The 16,580-nt window shown below is 72.2% G+C and carries 11 protein-coding genes; 5 read left to right on the forward strand and 6 right to left on the reverse strand.

The genetic code is table 11. The annotated features are described in order from the left end of the window. Positions 1-67 precede the first annotated feature (67 nt). Entirely contained in the window at positions 68-733 is a 666-nt protein-coding gene (locus tag ACIBF7_RS03735; RefSeq protein ID WP_271279293.1) for a TetR/AcrR family transcriptional regulator, read from the forward strand. Between the two features lie 18 nt (positions 734-751). Here ACIBF7_RS03735 and ACIBF7_RS03740 read toward each other — a convergent pair whose 3' ends face one another. The 4 genes from ACIBF7_RS03740 to ACIBF7_RS03755 form a co-directional block, all read right to left on the reverse strand. Further along, complete coding sequence (locus ACIBF7_RS03740) at positions 752-1,174, reverse strand: YkvA family protein (protein WP_219549627.1); 423 nt, start codon at positions 1,172-1,174, stop codon at positions 752-754. A gap of 124 nt (positions 1,175-1,298) precedes the next feature. Beyond that, on the reverse strand, positions 1,299-1,760 hold the full coding sequence (locus tag ACIBF7_RS03745) for a DUF2690 domain-containing protein (protein WP_148035715.1): 462 nt from the start codon (positions 1,758-1,760) through the stop codon (positions 1,299-1,301). Then, positions 1,757-2,212 carry a hypothetical protein gene (locus ACIBF7_RS03750; RefSeq protein WP_271275500.1) on the reverse strand — a complete coding sequence of 152 codons (456 nt, stop codon included), beginning with the start codon at positions 2,210-2,212 and terminating at the stop codon, positions 1,757-1,759. Before ACIBF7_RS03750 ends, ACIBF7_RS03745 begins: the two co-directional genes overlap by 4 nt. A 15-nt stretch (positions 2,213-2,227) precedes the next feature. Continuing rightward, positions 2,228-6,022: a hypothetical protein gene (locus ACIBF7_RS03755; RefSeq protein ID WP_397196353.1), complete on the reverse strand. Its 3,795-nt coding sequence runs from the start codon at positions 6,020-6,022 to the stop codon at positions 2,228-2,230. Positions 6,023-6,248: 226 nt separating this feature from the next. Between ACIBF7_RS03755 and ACIBF7_RS03760 the strand changes: the two genes are divergently transcribed. Next, on the forward strand, positions 6,249-9,134 hold the full coding sequence (locus ACIBF7_RS03760) for a BTAD domain-containing putative transcriptional regulator (protein WP_397196354.1): 2,886 nt from the start codon (positions 6,249-6,251) through the stop codon (positions 9,132-9,134). Positions 9,135-9,136: 2 nt separating this feature from the next. Here the strand turns inward: ACIBF7_RS03760 and ACIBF7_RS03765 are convergent, their stop codons facing one another. Next, the gene (locus tag ACIBF7_RS03765) at positions 9,137-9,892 is read right to left on the reverse strand and encodes a TetR/AcrR family transcriptional regulator (protein WP_148035719.1); all 756 of its coding nucleotides are present in this window, start codon (positions 9,890-9,892) and stop codon (positions 9,137-9,139) included. Between the two features lie 108 nt (positions 9,893-10,000). Here ACIBF7_RS03765 and ACIBF7_RS03770 point away from each other — a divergent pair, with 108 nt between their 5' ends. The 3 genes from ACIBF7_RS03770 (at position 10,001) to ACIBF7_RS03780 (ending at position 13,385) form a co-directional block, all read left to right on the forward strand. Then, entirely contained in the window at positions 10,001-11,200 is a 1,200-nt protein-coding gene (locus tag ACIBF7_RS03770; RefSeq protein WP_397196355.1) for a DUF418 domain-containing protein, read from the forward strand. 68 nt (positions 11,201-11,268) lie between these two features. Next, a complete protein-coding gene (locus ACIBF7_RS03775; protein ID WP_148035721.1) occupies positions 11,269-11,637 on the forward strand; it encodes a nuclear transport factor 2 family protein in 369 nt (122 codons plus the stop codon). A gap of 212 nt (positions 11,638-11,849) precedes the next feature. Next, positions 11,850-13,385 (forward strand): PQQ-dependent sugar dehydrogenase, encoded by a 1,536-nt coding sequence (locus tag ACIBF7_RS03780; protein ID WP_148035722.1) that lies wholly within the window; start codon positions 11,850-11,852, stop codon positions 13,383-13,385. A gap of 9 nt (positions 13,386-13,394) precedes the next feature. On the opposite strand, the gene ACIBF7_RS03785 is transcribed toward ACIBF7_RS03780, so the two are convergent. Next, complete coding sequence (locus ACIBF7_RS03785; protein WP_397196356.1) at positions 13,395-16,568, reverse strand: BTAD domain-containing putative transcriptional regulator; 3,174 nt, start codon at positions 16,566-16,568, stop codon at positions 13,395-13,397. Positions 16,569-16,580: the final 12 nt, after the last annotated feature.

Genomic DNA, 16,580 nt, shown 5'->3' on the forward strand with positions numbered 1-16,580 from the left:
AGCTAGGGTTGTCCCTCGTACGGGTCAATAGCTACATGAGAGATGATTCAGCTAATATGTTGAGACCATGACGGACACCGAGACCGACGTGACCGCTTCCCCCGAGATCCTCACGAGCGCGCGTGGCACGCCACTGTCCAAGCGCGGGGAGCGCACACGCAGAAAGCTGCTCGACGCGGCGGAGCAGGTCTTCGCCGCGCTCGGCTACTACGACGCCTCCATCGTGAAGATCACCGAGGCGGCCGGGGTGTCACAGGGCACCTTCTACATCTACTTCGAGGGCAAGCAGCAGATCTTCGACGAGCTGGTCGCCGATCTCAACCGCCGGGTCAGGCACGCGATGTCCGAAGCGGCCGCGCAGGGCCACAGCCGTGCCGAGCGTGAGCGGCTGGGCTTCGGCGGATACTTCCGGTTCACCGCCGAGCACCCCGCCCTCTACCGGATCATCCGGCAGGCCGAGTTCGTCTCCCCCGACGCGATGCACCAGCACTACGCGAAGATCGCCGAAGGCTACATGGAGGGGCTCCGTCACGCGATGGACACCGGCGAGGTCGTCCGCGCCGATCCCGAGGTCCTGGCCTGGGCGCTGATGGGCGTGGGCGAGCTGATCGGCATGCGCTGGATCCTGTGGGACGGCCCTGAGCCGAAGCGAATCCCGGAGGACGTCTTCGCGGAGATGTACGCCTTCATCACCCGCGGCCTCGGCACCCCCTCCGAACCGATCCCGGGATGAGCGACCCCGCGTGGCGCGCTAGGCGCGTGGCTTGTCCAGGCCGGTCAAGCGGGTCAGGGTCGCGAGGCCGTCGTCGGTGCCCGGCCAGTGCCGGCGGACCGCCTCCAGGCCGGCGCGGCGGACCACCGAGCGCAGCACCATGGTGACGACGATGACGTCGTCGGCATAGCCCAGCACGGGGATGAAGTCGGGCACCAGATCCAGGGGCAGGGCCAGGTAGGCCAGCAGCAGCGCCAGCCGTACGCGCACGCCGCGCGGCAGGCCGGGGTCGGCGGCCAGGCGGCGCACCAGGCGCAGCACGTCGGGCAGCAGCCGCAGCGCCTCGCGCAGCAGGCCGCCCCGGGGACGGACGATCGCCAGTGTGGCGATCAGCGCCAGCCAGGCGACCAGGAGCGCGGCCACGATCCCGATCAGCAGGTCCCATCCCCATGATCCGGTCATGTCCGCTCGCCTTCCCCCGAATCCGGCTCGGCGACACCCTCGGCCGATCCTAGCCGCGGGACCGGCGGCGGGCCGCCCCCGGCTAGGGGGCGGCCCGCTTCCGATCAGTTACTCGTGGCCGGCCTCACGATCTCCAGCTGGTGCAGCCGAACCCGCTCGCGCAGACTCGGTGCCGGTCGTCGCCGGTGTTGCGGTTCATCTCGGTGCGGGTGGTGCCCTTCTTGGACAGGTCCGCCACGACCCATTCCTCGCCGTTCTTGTACCAGCCGTACGGCGTCTTCACCTGCCTCGTCTCGGTCAACGTCACCTTGCCCGCGGAGCCGGTGGTGCTGACCTTGAAGGCTCCCCATCGGGCCGCGCACGCCGCGGAGTGGACGAGCTGGAACTCGAGATAGGAGTCGATCCGTACGCGCTCCAGGATCGTCTGGTCCGCGGTGCAGCCCATCGTGGAGGGGTTCTTGCCCACGCAGGACGCCCCGGAACAGCCCGCAGCGGCCTGGGCGGAGGTGGCGGCGACGCCGCCGAGCGCGGTGACGGCGAGGGCGGTCGCGAGTGCGGCGCGGCCGAGTGTGAGCAGCTTCATCATGACTTCCAAGAGGTGCAGACGTAGTAGCAGGCCTGGTGGCGGTCGCCACTGGTGTTCTGGTTCATCGGGGTCCACTTCGTGCCGGCGCCGTTGCTGTGGCTGACGGTCTGGACCCGCTGGTTGTACCAGCCGTACGTGGTCTTGATCTGCCGGACGGCCTTCACCACCGAGGAGCCGCAGCACGAGCTCTCGTCGACCCCGACGGCCCAGTAGGCGGAGCACTTGGCGGACCTCATCAGGCGGACGCTCTTGCTCCAGTCGCCGGTCGAGGCGATGGCCATGCGCTCGGCGTCGTCGTCGCAGCCGTAGGTGGCCGGGTTCTTGCCGACGCAGGTGGCTCCCTTGCAGGACAGCGCCGTGGTGGCGCCCGATGGTCCGCCGGTGAAGGCGAGGGTCGTGCACGCCAACGCCATCGCGGCGAGCGCGCGTCCGATCGTGGTGCCGGTGGGCATGGTGTCTCCTTATTGTCAGCGGTTGATGTCGCGCAGGGCCTGGTTGAACACGTTGCGGTACAGGACCGAACTGCCTTCCTTCGTGGGGTGGAAGGACTGCTGGGAGATCACGGACTCGTCCGGGCTCTCGCCCTGCGTACGGTCCGCGATCACGCGGTGGATGGCCTCCGGCTCCCCGCACACCCCGCGGCCCGCGAACTCCTCACGGGGGTCGGCGAAGGACACGACCGCGCCGGTACTGGCGGAGGCGGCGGCCGCGGCCCCGCGCAGGGTGTCGTTCAGGACGCCGGCCATCTCGCCGAGCCAGAGGGCGGTGGGCAGGCCGATGCGGGGGAAGCAGTCGCCGTCGAACAGCCGCGGGTAGCCCATCAGGACGATGGCCGCGTTCGGGGCCTTACGGTGGATCGCCAGCAGGGTGTCGCGGACGGCGGGGCCGACGACGTCGTTGATCTGCCGGGGAACGGATTCGCCGAGCGGGACGCCGCCGTCCTCCTCCAGGGCGGTCTCCTTACAGGGATCCAGACTGAGCCGGGAGATGCAGTGGGTGAGGATCGCGCTGAAGCGGGCGTCGTTGCCGCCGACGGACAGGGTGACGAGCGTGGTGTTCTCGTCCAGATAGCCCTTGTCGAGCTGGCCTCGTTCGCGGAACTGCCCTTCGCCGGTCAGGTTGCCGGTGAGCGCGCCCGAGCAGGCGTGGAACTGGTGCTCCAGGCTCGGGTCCCAGGTGTCGTGCCGCTCGCCGATGCTCACGGCCGGACGGTCGGTGAGGGTGCCCGCGCGGGACCAGGCGTACGTGGAGCGGTGGCAGGCGTTGCCGTACTTCCAGTGGTAGTCGGGGTCCTTGTAGACGCCCTCGACGCCGCCGCCGTCGCTGTCGGTCTCGGTGTAGTAGTCGTGCTGCGCCGCCGTCGAGGCTCCTTCGCCGGAGGCGTAGGAGTCGCCCAGCGAGACGATCTGGTGCCTGGGCTTGGAGCTCAGGGGCTGGAAGGCGATGGCGTCCCAGGCGATCCGCTGTTCGCCGTCGCCGTCATCGGTGAGGTTGGACAGGGAGACGGAGGGCACGCCGCCGAAGTCGAAGACGCCGAGGGAGACCCAGCGGTGCTGCCGGACGCGTTGCAGGACCGCGCGTTCCCGCCGGCCGTCCCCGGTGTCGACCGTGTAGACGGCCTGCTGGGTGGCGGCGTTGTGGTCGGGGATGTGCACCATCACCCGCGCCCACTGGCGGAGTGTGCGGCCGAGGGTCCAGGTGCCGGTGACGCGGTAGGAGCCTTCGGAGGGCGGGCGGGTGTTGGCGAACCAGAAGTGGCCGCCGAGCCCGCCTCCGGCCTGATGGAAGTCGATCTTCGAGCGCTCCTGCCCTTCGCCGTCCTTGGCGAAGTTCAGCGCGAACGAGCCCGCGTTGGTGAAGCGACGGCCGCAGCCGGGCCGCACCGATGCGACCGTGTCGGGCACGTCGTCGATGATCAGCGAATTGGCCGGGACGGCGTTGCTCCCGTTGAATCCGGTGGTGAAGGGGTCGCAGTTGGGCCGGAAGTGCTCCACCGGCATCTTCTTCTCCTCGACCTCACCTGGATGGAGGGCGAACTCCGGTTCGGGATAGTCGGTCGGGAAGCGCATGTTCTCGTTGCCGCACTCGACGTCGCAGTGCTCCTTCCAGGTAGCCGGCTTGTGCCACCAGCAGCGGAAGTCCGTCCTCAGGCAGGGCTGGGCGGCGGGGGCGCAGGAGTTGCTGCTGTCGCAGAACAGGGTCCGGGGCGGTTTCACGCGCTCGCGCACGGGCTGGGTGACCCACCACGCCTGGTTGTATCCCGAGTGCGTCGAGTCATCGCGGAAGTCGTACTTGACGATGGGGTGAGCGGCCCAGCCCATGACCTTCTCCGGGTACGGCCATCGCTGCGGGTTGGCGGCGTCGGACTGACTCTTCTCCAGGAACGGCTCGCGGTTGGGCGGGTAGTCGGCGTTCATCGGGTTGTTGGACCAGCCGAGGCCCCAGTTCCCGTACTGGTCGGTGCAGGTCGGGCTGGGCCGGCAGCCGGTCTCGTTGCCGAAGCGCGCGTCGGGCTGGAACCCGCTGTTGTAGACCCACACGGCGGCGAACCAGTTCTCCAGCTTCGCCGGGTCAGCATTGTTGATCTTGATGTGGTCGTAGACCTGGTTCCACTTGTCCTGGAGGATGCGCAGCCCCGCGGCGATGTTGGTGGCGTAGTCGAGGGCGATGGCCCGCTGGGTGGTCTCGGCCTGGTCGCCCTTGCGCATGCCGGTGGTGACCTGCGCGACGCCGTACCCGCAGTCGGCCTCCCGCCAGCGGATGCTCCAGCCGTCGTCGGAGGCGCGCCTGCCGTAGTAGTCGCCGATCAGCGGGTTGCCGGTGACCCCTTCCAGGGCGTGCCAGGACGCCTGCCACAGGTTGGACTCCTGGGCCAGGATGCCGAGCATGATCTGCGCGGGCACCCGGCCGCCGCCCTTGAGCTGAAGGGGCGGGAGCAGGCCCTGTGGTGACCAGGACGGCAGCCCCGACTGGTTCCAGTTGGAGGGCCGTGGCGTCGTGAGCGCGCCCTGGACGGCGAGGTTCACCGCCCATTCGACCTGTTTCCAGTGCGGTTGCAGCGCTTGCCGCCTGGCGTCGTTGCGCGGGATCGCACAGGGCTCGACGGGGTCGTCGGTCTGGAGAGCGGGCCCCTCTGCCGCTCGCGCGCCGGTCCCGGTCCGCGGGCCTCCGGGGACGAGCGCGAAGTCGAGGCCGGCTCCGGTCCGGGCCACGCGCGCCTTGAGCGTCACCCGTGAGGGGGAACCCGGCGTTCCCAGGCGGGTGCCGGTCTGGGAGAGGAACAGCGCGCCGCCGGTTGAGACCTCGTCGTGCGCGCCCGCCGCGACCTGCACGACCTGGCCGGGCAACTCGCCGACCTTGGTGGGACGGCCGGTCAGGTAGGCCCTGCCGTCGGCCCCTGCTGCCAGGCCCAGCCGGGTGAGCGGGCCCTTGGCCAGTTGCTTCGGCCGCTCCCCGCCCGCGGGCAGGTGCTCGACGGTCGCCAGGTCGTCGCCGTGGGCGGCGAGGAAGGTCAGGCTGCCGTCTCGGTGCGGACGCAGGTGGCTCGGCGTGCCCTCCAGACGGGCGTACGGGCGTACCTTCCCCGAACCGGAGACCTCGACCAGGCCGTCGCCAGCCACCGCCACGATCGAGTCCCCCATCGGGACCGCCGAGGTGGCCTGGCCGGGCACCTCGACCGGGGCGGCGGTCTTGCCGGTCGCCGCGTCCACCAGGTGCAGCCGGGTGGCGGTGCTCTCCTTCCCGCCCGTCTGGCTGAACACGGCGCTCTCGCCGGCGCCGCATCCCGGGCTGTGGTACGCGAGGCTCGCATGCAGTCCCAGTTTGGTGATCCGTCCGGACTCCAGGTCCACCAGCGCGGTGAACGCGCCACGCTGGAAGAGCGCCTCGGAGTTGGTGAACTGACGTGGCGCGTAGGCCACCACCGCCCGCTTGGCCGAGCCGGTGAGGCAGACGTTGCCGACCCACCTGTCCGTGTCGAAGCCGCCCTCGGACAGCGTCGCCGCGGTCCGCCACCGGTAGCCCTCGGAGGCTCTGGCGACCAGGATGTGGAAGCCGGTGGAGTCGCCCGTGGCGGTCCAGGCCAGGTCGTCGGAGCCGGACCAGCCCGAGCCGAGCAGCTCGTCGCGCCGGTCCGGGGGGACGGACCCGACCGGCTTCCCGACGGCGGCCGAGGCCGGCGCCGTGAGGGGTGCGGCCGGCACGGTCAGCACCGATGCGAGCACGGCGCCCGCGAGCGCGGTGAGAAAGAGCGGAGTACGCACCGCTACCGCCGGGCGTACGTCTGGAGGCGGACACGAGTCGGGTCCATCGGGCTCCGTTCGCTGAAGGTGAGGGCGGCCGGCGCGCGCCCTGGCCTGGGCGACGACGCTCGATCCGTCCGGAGATGTGGAGGTTCGAAACCGATCTCTGCGAACCGGCCCCATCGTGACCGCGTAGTCGTGAGGATGCCGTGAGAGATCCGTGAGTCGGGCCGGGAAGGCGGTGGCGGTGCTGAGGTTCAGAGTGCTGGGCGCGGTGGAGGCGCGATGCCGGGAGGACGTCGTGCCGATGCCACCGAAGGTGCGGCGTCTCATGGCCGCGGTGCTGTCGCGGCCGAACACCGTGGTCGGGGCGACGGACCTGATCGAGGCCGTGTGGGAGTCGGCTCCGCCGGCCTCCGCCCGCGAGAGCCTGCGCATCTACGTCCACCGGCTCAACCAGGCGCTCGGCGCCTCACGGGTGACCACCGCGGCCTCCGGCTACCTGCTCACCGTCGGCGACGACGAGCTGGACTCCCTGGAGTTCGAGCGGACCGTACGGCACGGCAGGGAGCTGATCGACCGCGGCGACCTGGCCACCGGGGCGGCCACGCTCGGCCGCGGCCTGCGGATGTGGCGTGGCCGGGCCTTCGCCGAGCTGCAGACGCTGGCCGTGGTGCGGGAGGAGGCGACCCGCCTGGACGAGCTGCGGCTCACCGTGACCGAGGAGCGCTTCGACGCCGAACTCACCCTGGGCCGCCACGGAGAGATCGTCGCCGAGCTGAAGCCGGTGGCGCTCGCCCACCCGTTGCGCGAGAAGCTGCGCGCCCAGCTGATGACCGCCCTGTGGGGTGACGGCCGGCAGGCCGAGGCGCTGGCCGCCTACCGCGACGCCGCCGAGTTCCTGGCACGTGAACTCGGCCTCGATCCAGGACCGGAGCTCCGCGACCTCCAGCAGCGGATCCTCCGTCAGGAGACGTACCCGTCGCGGCCCCGCGGATCGGCCCCGGCCGTGATACCGGCGCAGCTGGCCCCGCCGAACTCCGCCTTCACCGGACGCGCGCGAGCGGCCCGCGCACTGGACGGACTGGTCGCCCCCGGGAGCCCGGCGCCGGTGGCGATCGTCAGCGGCATCGCCGGAGTCGGCAAGACCGCGCTGGCCCTCGACTGGGCCCACCGGAACGTGTCACGTTTCCCCGACGGCCAGCTCTTCGCCGACCTGCGCGGCTACGACCGCCTGGCCGGACCGGTCGCCCCGCACGACCTGCTGGGGCGGTTCCTGCGCGCGCTGGGCGTCAACAGCGAGCAGATCCCCGCCGACCCCGACGAGCGCGCGGCGCTCTACCGCAGCGTCCTGCACCCGCTGCGGGTGCTGATCCTGCTGGACAACGCGGCTTCGGCAGCCCAGGTCCGGCCGCTGTTGCCGGGCGCGCGGGGTTGCCGCGTGGTGGTCACGGCCAGGCCCCGGCTGGAAGACCTCCTCATCGAGTACGGCGCGGCGGCCGTCCCCCTCTCACCCCTCGACGACCGCGAAGCCGTGGACCTGCTCGCCCGCGTACTCGGCGCCCCATGGGTCGAACGGGAACGTAAGGACGCCGAGCGGCTCGCCCGGCTGTGCGACGGCCTTCCCCTGGCTCTGCGGCTGACGGCCGCCCGGCTGACCAGCAGCAGGACCGGCACGCTCGCGGAGCTGGTCGCGCAGCTGGCTGACCGGCAACGCCGGCTCGACCTCCTGAGCGGGGAGGAGCTGCAGGTCCGCAGCGGCTTCGAGCTGTCCTGCCGCGACCTTCCCGCACCGGTGACGCGGGCCTTCCGGCTGCTGAGCCTGCTCGACGCACCCGGCGGGCTGGCGGCCTGGCATCTCGCGGCGCTGCTGGACCAGCCGGACCTGTCCGAAGCGGACGCCCTGCTGGACGAGCTGGTCGACGCGCAACTGCTGCAGCCCCTGGGCGTGGACTGCGTGGGGCAGCGGCGCTTCCGCTTCCACGATCTCGTACGGCTCTACGCCGCCGAGCGCGCCGAGGCGGACGAGCCGGAAGAGGAGCGGCACGCGGCCACCCTCCGCGCCTTCGGAGCCATGCTGGCGCTCACCGCCCACGCCGACAGAGCCTTCCGCGGCGAGGACATCGACGAGGTCCAGGGCACCTGCGCACGCTGGTTGCCCGGCGACCACGCGTCGCTCGTCCCCGAGCCGATGCTCTGGCTCGACGCCGAACGCCTCAACCTGTCCGCCATGGTCCGGCAGGCCGCCCGCGCGGGCTGGTCCGAGCCGTGCTGGGAGCTGACCGCCACCGGCTCGATGCTGCGGCAACGGCGCGGCTACCAGGACGACCAGCTCGCCGACTACGAGCTGGCCCTGGAACTGTGCCGCCGGGAGGGGAATCTCCGCGGCACGGCCGCCCTCCTCCTGAGCCACGGCGGCCTCCACCACCAGATGGGCAACCTGTCGCTCGCGGCCGCGTGCGCGAGCGAGGCCGTCGACCTGTACGAGCGCCTCGGCGACAAGCGCGGGCACGCGCTGGCCCTGGCCGACTCCGGCGTCGCCCACCGCGTGCTCGCCGACTGGGAGCCGGCTCTGGCGGCGTTCGAGCGGGCCTTCGAGATCTTCGAGGACCTCGGCGACCTGGCGTCAGCCGCGTACGTGCTGTTCCATCTGGGGGCCCTGCACCTACGACGCGATCATTTCGGCGAGGCGCAGGCCGCGGCCGAACGCGGGCTCGCCCTGTTGCCCCCGGGGATTCCCGAGCTCGAACTCCACCTGCGCCGCACGCTCGGTGATTCCTACCTGCGCCGGGGCCGGGTCGAGGAGGCCCATGACATCCTGACCGACGTCCTGGCGAGCGCCCGCGCGCGGCGCGACCTCTTCCAGGAAGCCGAAGCGCTGCTCGTCCTGGGCGAGACCGAGGTGGCGGCCGGTCGTCCCGCCCAGGGCAGGGCCACCCTCACCCTGGCTCTGGAGCAGGGCCGCCAGCTCAACGGGAAAAACTTCGAGGGGCGGGTGCACCTGGCCCTCGGCCACATCGTCGACGGCCGGCACATAGAGCATCTGAAGACGGCGGCCGAGATCTTCGCCGCGGCCAACGCCCCCGCCTGGCACGCCAAGGCCATGGCCGCCCTCACGACGCACCGGCGCTGACGTCAGGAGCGCTCGACGCGGACGGCGACTCCGTCGAGGATCAGCTCCAGCCCGAGCGAGAAGTCCGCGTCGGCGATGGTCGCGTCGGGGGTGTCGGACGGCAGCGTCTCGAACAGCGCCGAGGCGAACAGCCGGGCCGTCTCGGGGAAGCGTCCGGGGTCGACGAGCCGGACCAGCGCGCGGCCGTAGTCGCGCTCGGCGTCGGCCTGCCCCCGGCCCTCGGCGGCCCTGCCCTCGGCGAGCTCGCTGTATTGCCGCACCCACTGGACCACGTAGCCGTTGATCAGCGTCAGGATGCCGACCTTGTGCGCCCAGTCGAGGCGGGTGCGCGACAGGATGGCGAGCCCGGCCTCCATCCAGGCGATCTGGTTGGGGCCGGAGGGCGGCCCGGAGGCGGGCACGCGCGTCAGCCACGGCCGCCGCCAGGACACCGCGCGCAGCGCGAAGGCCCAGTCGCGCAGCCCTTCGCGCCAGTCGTCGGTGTCGAGGTCCGGAGGCGTGCCCGAGGCGGCGTCGGCCATGAGCGTGAGCAGCTCGTCCTTTGACCCGACGTGGCGGTAGAGCGACATCCCCGTGAAGCCGAGGCTCTTGGCGACCTTGGGAATCGTCACGCCGCCGAGCCCGTCACGGTCGGCGATCTCCACGGCCGCGGCGACGATCAGGTCGACGTCGAGGGCCGCGGGCCGCCCGAGACGCGAGGACTCCGGCATCCGCCACAGCCTGCGCAGCGCCGCCGGTATGTAGTCCTCGCTGGTCATGGCTCCCTTGTTCACCCCCGGAGAGTCAGGCCCCATCATGCCAGAACCTTCTTTAGTATATATGTGATACTTTCTCGGTGAAACTAAATCTCGGGGAGAGGAACGTACATGAGCGTCGACGCCGCGTCGCGGACATCGAGAGGGCCGGTCCGGCGCGCCGAACGCGCCCTCGCACCGGATCTGGCCAGGGGCGCGATGCTGCTGATCATCGCGCTGGCCAACGTCGCCGGAGTCGTCTTCGCCCGGCAGCCCGGCCTCGACCTCGCCCCGGAAGGCGCCGAGGCCGGGCTCACCTTCCTGCTCTTCGAGCTCGTCCACGCCCGCGGGTATCCGGTCTTCGCGGTGATGTTCGGCTACGGAGTCGTCCAGCTCGCCCGCCGCCAGGACGCCTCCGGCGCCACCCCGCGGCGGGTCCGATCCGTGCTGGTGCGCCGCAACCTCTGGCTCGTCGTCTTCGGGTTCGCGCACGCCGCGCTGCTCTACTACGGCGACTTCCTCGGCGCGTACGGGGTCGTCGGGATCGTGATGACCCTGGTGCTGCTGCGCCGGGGCGACGGGTTCCACCGGATCGTGCTGGTGATCTGGGCGGTGGCGGCGGTCCAGGTCCTGGTCATGGGCGCCACCGTGGTGAGCGGCGTCGTCGGGGGTTCCGGTGGGTCGGCCCCGCTGCCGGCGATCCCGATCGGCTCCCTCACCGCTCCTGGCTACCTGGAGTCCATGTCGGCTCGCCTCGGCGAATGGCCGTCGCACACGCTGACCGTCCTGCCCTTCATCCTGATCGCCTGGCTGGGCATGTGGGCCGCCCGCCGCCGCGTCCTCGAAGAGCCGGCCCGTCACAGGACCCTGCTCACATGGACCGCCGTCCTCGGGCTCGGCCTCGCCGTCGCCGGAGGTCTCCCGGCCGCCCTGGTGAGCGCCGGATGGCTGCACGTCGACGAGCCGGCCGCCGCTCTGGCGCTGACGCTCCACGGCGCCAGTGGCATGTTCGCCGGTCCCGGTTACGTGGCGGTCTTCGGCCTGATCGCCATGCGGGTCACCCGGCCAGGCCCCGTCGTCGGCGCCCTCTCGGCCCTGGGCCGGCGCTCCCTGTCGGGATACCTGTTCCAGTCGGTGGCCTGGCTCGTCCTCCTGGCGCCCTTCACGCTCGACCTCGGCGACCGTCTCGGCAGTCCCACGGTGACCGGCCTGATCATCGCGGTGGCCGTCTGGCTCGCGACCGTGCTGCTCGCCCGCCTTCTCGACGAGCGCGGACGGCCGGGCCCCGCCGAGTTCGTCCTGCGCCGCCTGACCTACGGCCCTCGGACGTAGTCGATGTCGAGGACGCTCCGGCCGCTCCGACCTACCCGCGAACAGACCAATGGTTCCAAGGAGCGGACATGACACGGAACATCGAGACCGTCACCACCTATCTGGACGGTTTCCGTAAGAACGATCACGAACAGATCCTGTCCTGCCTGACCGACGACATCGAGTGGACCGTCTTCGGCGCCTTCCACCTGACCGGCAAGGACGCCTACGACCAGGCCATCGACGGCCCGCCCGGGCTCATCGACCCTCCCCATCTGGAGGTGGTGCGCATGGTCGAGCAGGGCGACGTCGTGATGGCGGAGCTCACGGGGACGGTCCAGCGGGCCGAGGGCGGTGAGCTGCGCATGTCCATGGCGGAGGTGTTCGTCATGCGCGACGGCAAGATCGCCGAGCGTCGGGCCTGGGTCGTGGAACTGAAGGAGAACGACTATCGCTGATGTACGTTTCACCGGTCCTCACCGGAGTGCGCTCGCGTCGCCCCTGATCAGCGGCGAGTAAGAGTCTGACGACGCCTGCGGGAAGGCAGAGACCTGGCCGCGGCGGCGGCGGGCGGATACCGTCCGGTCGGGCGCGTCCAGGCACGGCACCGCGGGACGCGGGTGTCGCGGGCCCGGACGCGCTCCGACGAAGCCCCGTCACTGGAGCCGACATGCCAGCAAAGCGCCGGGCAGCCCCCGCGTCGCTCGCCTTGTCCCTGCTACTCCTCGCCCCCCTCACCGCGGTCGCCCCACCGGCCACGGCCGCGACGCCGTCGTCCGTCACGGACGGCGGCGTGCCGCTCGAATCGATCAACACGACCACGACCCAGGTCGCCTTCGGACTGCGGCGCCCCACCGCCATCGCCACGCCCGACGACGGGACGGACCGGCTGCTCATCACCGAGAAGCGCGGCACCGTACGCGTCTACCACCCGGACACCGGTCTTGAGCAGACCCCGATCATCGACATCACGTCGTCCGTGGACGAGTCCGGCAACGAGCGGGGGCTGCTCGGCATCGCCCTGCCGCCCGACTTCGCCGAGAGCCAGGACCTCTACCTGGCCTACACCGCGCTGCCCGACGGCGCCGTGACCCTGGGCCGATACAACCTGGACGAGGCGGAACTCGAACCGCTGCTGTCCCAGGAGCACGCCGAGCACAGCAACCACAACGGCGGCCAGATCACCTTCGGCACCGACGGCAACCTGTACATGAGCATCGGCGACGGCGGCGGTTCCGGCGACCCGTTCGACTCCGGGCAGCGCGTCGACACCCTGCTGGGCAAGATCCTCCGCGTCGACGTCAGCCGGAGCTGCGGCGACCTGGCGTACTGCGTCCCCGAGGACAACCCGTTCGTCGGCGTGGCGGGCGCCCGCGAGGAGATCTGGATGTACGGCGGGCGCAACCCCTGGCGCTTCTCCGTCGACCCCGCGGACGGCTCGATGTGGATCGCCGACGTCGGCCAGGGCAGGTGGGAGGAGATCAACCACGTCAAGCCCGGACGGCAGGCCGGCGCGAACCTCGGCTGGTCCTGCTACGAAGGACTGGAGGTGTTCGACGCGGACCAGTGCCGCTCCGGCGCCGCCTACACCAAGCCGGTCTTCACCTACTCCCCGTACACCGGCAGTTGCGCGGTCATCGGCGGGCAGGTGTACCACGGCGAGGAGTTCGCCGATCTGGTCGGCGGCACCTACATCGCCACCGACTACTGCTCCTCCATCGTGTGGGCGGTGCGCGAGGACGGCGCGGGCGGCTACTCCGTGGCGGAGATCGGCCAGATGCCCACGCAGGTCACGGCGTTCGGGGCCACCACGGAGGGCGAGCTGTACGTCGTCAACGACCTGCCCGGCGGCCTGCACCGCGTCTCCTTCGAGCGCGCGGAGCCGACCTGCCGGATCGGGTACACGACCCAGGTCTGGGGCGGCGGCATGACGGTCGACCTCACGATCACCAACACCGGCAGCACCCCGATCAACGGCTGGACGCTGCGGTTCTCCATGGCCCGGGGCCAGTCCGTCATCTCCGACTGGAACACCGACCTCACACAGGGCGGCGACTTCGTGACCGCGGTCAACGCCGGGCACAACGGCTCCATCGCCCCCGGCCAGAGCGTCACCATGGGCTACCTGGCGAGCCACACGGGCGACGCGTCCCTGCCGACCCGGTTCTCGCTCAACAGGGACGCCTGCGCCGTCGTCCGCCGCTGACGTGAAGGGTTACGCCCGCGACCCCAGGAGGGCCGCCGTCTCGCTCCGGTCGGGCGCGCCGATGGCCGTGAACAGCGCGTGCGCCCGCGTCCAGAGACGCCCGGCCTGCCCGTCGTCGCCTTCCCGGCTGCGGGCGTGGCCGAGGATCGTCAGGGCGCGGGCGTACTGCAGGCGTTGCCCCGAGCGCCGGGCCAGGTCGATGGCCCGCTCGCACGCCCGTACGCACTCCTCGCCGTCGCCCGCCGCCAGGTGGACGGCGGCGAGCAGGACGTGCGCGCGGGGCAGGTTGAGCGGGTTGGCGGTGAGCGCGCGTTCGAGCGCCTGGTCGGCCTCCTTCCGCGCGTCCTCGTACCGGCCCTGACGGAAGTGGGCGCCGGCGCGCTCCAGCAGCACCTCGTCCAGGTCGGTGCCGGTGCGCTCGGCGAGCCGCGCGGCGGCGTCGAGGTGCCCGAGCGCGTCGTCCGTCCGGCCCAGCTCCGTCTCCACGGCGGCCGTGCCGGTGAGCGAGGCGATCTGGCACCGCCTGTTCTCGACCTCCTCGGCGATGCCCAGCGCCCGGGTGAAGGCGTCGATCGCCCGCTCGTGGCGGCCGGCGTCGCGGTGGACCCAGCCGAACGTCTCGTACGTCACCGCCTCGGCGTACCGCAGGCCCGCGGCCTGGGCCAGGGCCAGCGCCTCTTCGAGGTACGCGAGCGCGTCGGCGAGCCGGGCCTGCTTCTGGCGGACCAGGGCGAGGTTGACCAGCGTCAGCGTCCGCAGGTGCGTGTCGCCGGACCGCTCGGTCAGGGCGAGGCAGGCGAGCAGGCACTCCTCGGCGCGGTCCAGCCGGGCCAGCATGAGGTTGGCCGAGGCCAGGTTGTTGAGCCCGCGCGCCTCGCCGCGGACGGACCCGAGCTCGCGATGGATCTCCACGGCCCGCTGGTAGAGAGGGATGGCCCGGCGCGGCTCCCCGAGCTGTTTGAGCACCACGCCGCGGCTCTGCAGCACCGAGGCCTCGCCCTGGGACCAGCCGGCCAGCCGGCACAGCTCCTGCGCCCGTTCGAGGAAGCCCATCGCGCCCTTGAGGTCGGCGGTGAGCAGGCGGGCCCGGCCGATGGAGTAGCACATCGCGGCCTGCCCTCTGAGGTCGCCGTCGCGCTCAGCGGCGGCCAGCGCGGTCTCCGCCAGGCGCAGCCACTCCGCCCGGGTCCGGCGGTGCTGCAGGACGTCGGTCATGGCCTCGGCCAGCAGCCAGGCGTACGGCCGCGCCCCGGACGCGATCACCCCGGTGAGGTTGTCCCACTCGGTGTCGAGCCAGCCGAGCGCCTCCGCGGCGGTGGCGAAGGCCGTCGCGTCCTGGCCCGGCGTCTCCGGGACCTCGAAGCCGGCCACCGTCAGAGCGTCGACGGTGGTGGACAGGTAGTGGTCGAACAGCCGCCGGACGGCGGCCTCCCGTTCGGCCTCGGAGTCCTCCGCGAGAGCGCGCTGCGCCGCGTACTCCCCCACCAGGTCGTGCGCGGCGAAGCGGCGCGGGCCGATCTCCTCGATCAGGTGGATCCGCGCCGCCGTGCCGAGCAGGACCTCCGCCCGCTCGCGGTCCGTGCCCGCCAGGGCGGCGACGGCCGCGGCCGAGATGCCGGCGCCGCGCGCCAGGCCGAGCAGGCGGAACACGCGCTGCGCCGGCGCGGGCAGCGCCCTGTACGACAGGTCTAGAGCGGCGCGCACGGCCACGCTCTCGTCGCCGTCCACCCGCAGGCGCACCAGCCGCCCGCGCTCCGCGAGCTCGCGCACGTAGTCGGCGATCCTCCGGTGTTCGTGGTCGCCGATCCAGGACACGGCGATGGAGAGCGCCAGCGGGGAGTGGTCGCAGAGCGCCACGAGCTCCCGCGCGGCCTCCGGCTCCCGGCGCAGCCGCTCCTCGCCGACGCCCGCGGAGATCAGCCGCAGCGCCTCTCCGGGCTCCAGGACGCCGAGCGTGAGCCGTTCGACGCCGTCCAGGGCCACCAGGCCGCCCAGGCGGTGGCGGCTGGTGATGACGACCCGGCATCCGGGGTCGCCCGGCAGCAGCGGGCGGATCTGGTCCGGCTCGGCGACGTCGTCCAGGACCAGCAGCACGCGCCGGCCCGCGAGCAGCGAACGGTACAGCGCGATCTGCGCGTCCAGCTCGACCGGGATGTCCTTCGCCGCCTGGCCGAGTCCCTGCAGCAGCAGCGGCAGCGCCTCCGACGGCGGCATCGGCGCGCGCCGGTCGAAGCCCCGCAGGTCGAGGAAGAGCTGCCCGTCCGGGAAGAGCCCGGCCCGCCGGTGCGCCCAGTGGAGCGCCAGCGCGGTCTTCCCGACGCCGGCGGGGCCGACCAGGAGCGTCACCCGGCCCGCGTCCATCCGCGGCAGCTCCGCCTCGCGGCCGACGAAACGGCCGGTGTCGGGAGGCAGCTGCCGGGGAACCGGCGCCGGCCGCGCGGCGGGGTCCTCTTCGAGGATGCTCTGGTGCAGCGACTGCAGGTCGCGGCCCGGTTCGACGCCGAGTTCGCGTACGAGCCGGTCCCGGAACTCCCGGTAGACCCGCAGCGCCTCGGGAAGGCGTCCGCCCCGGTGCAGCGCCAGCATGAGCAGGCCGTGCGGGCGCTCCCGCAGCGGCTGCTCGGCCACGACCCTCGTCAGCCCGGCGATGACCGCCTGATGCCGCCCCACCGCCAGCTGGGCGTCCGCCCGGCCCTCGATCGCCTCGGTCCTGAGCTCGTCGAGCCGGTGCCGCTCCGCCTCGGCGACGGGTCCGCCCAGATCCGGGTACGGGTCGCCGCGCCACAGTTCGAGGGCCCGGTCGTACGTGATGATCGCCTCGGCGTGCAGGCCGTCGCCCGCCTCCCGGCGCGCCGTCGCGACCAGGGCGGCGAACTCGTCGGCGTCCACGTCGACGGCCCCGGCGGGGACCAGATAGCCGGGGCTCCTGGTCACGATGACCTCGGCCGCCCCGAGCGCCCGGCGCAGCTCCGCGATCAGGGCGCGTACCCGGGCCGCCGCCGACGGCGGCAGATCCTCGCCCCAGAGGCGTCCGGCCAGCCGCTCCACCGACACCACGCGACCGGCGTCGAGCAGGAGGCCCGCCAGCAGCGCGCGCTGTCTGCCGGTCAGGCGCACCGCCCGGCCGTCCACGACGACCTCCAGGGGACCGAGGAGGAGGACGCGGGCACCCTTCCGACGCACACCGGCAGACGC

The organism is Nonomuraea sp. NPDC050478 (assembly GCF_044458265.1).
GTDB lineage: Bacteria > Actinomycetota > Actinomycetes > Streptosporangiales > Streptosporangiaceae > Nonomuraea > Nonomuraea ferruginea.

Excerpts from the sequence above, each read along its gene's own strand:
- ACIBF7_RS03765 (WP_148035719.1), bottom strand. The coding sequence starts at position 9,892 with ATGACCAGCGAGGACTACATACCGGCGGCGCTGCGCAGGCTGTGGCGG.
- ACIBF7_RS03775 (WP_148035721.1), top strand. The coding sequence starts at position 11,269 with ATGACACGGAACATCGAGACCGTCACCACCTATCTGGACGGTTTCCGT.
- ACIBF7_RS03740 (WP_219549627.1), bottom strand. The coding sequence starts at position 1,174 with ATGACCGGATCATGGGGATGGGACCTGCTGATCGGGATCGTGGCCGCG.
- ACIBF7_RS03735 (WP_271279293.1), top strand. The coding sequence starts at position 68 with ATGACGGACACCGAGACCGACGTGACCGCTTCCCCCGAGATCCTCACG.
- ACIBF7_RS03780 (WP_148035722.1), top strand. The coding sequence starts at position 11,850 with ATGCCAGCAAAGCGCCGGGCAGCCCCCGCGTCGCTCGCCTTGTCCCTG.
- ACIBF7_RS03745 (WP_148035715.1), bottom strand. The coding sequence starts at position 1,760 with ATGATGAAGCTGCTCACACTCGGCCGCGCCGCACTCGCGACCGCCCTC.
- ACIBF7_RS03750 (WP_271275500.1), bottom strand. The coding sequence starts at position 2,212 with ATGCCCACCGGCACCACGATCGGACGCGCGCTCGCCGCGATGGCGTTG.
- ACIBF7_RS03770 (WP_397196355.1), top strand. The coding sequence starts at position 10,001 with ATGAGCGTCGACGCCGCGTCGCGGACATCGAGAGGGCCGGTCCGGCGC.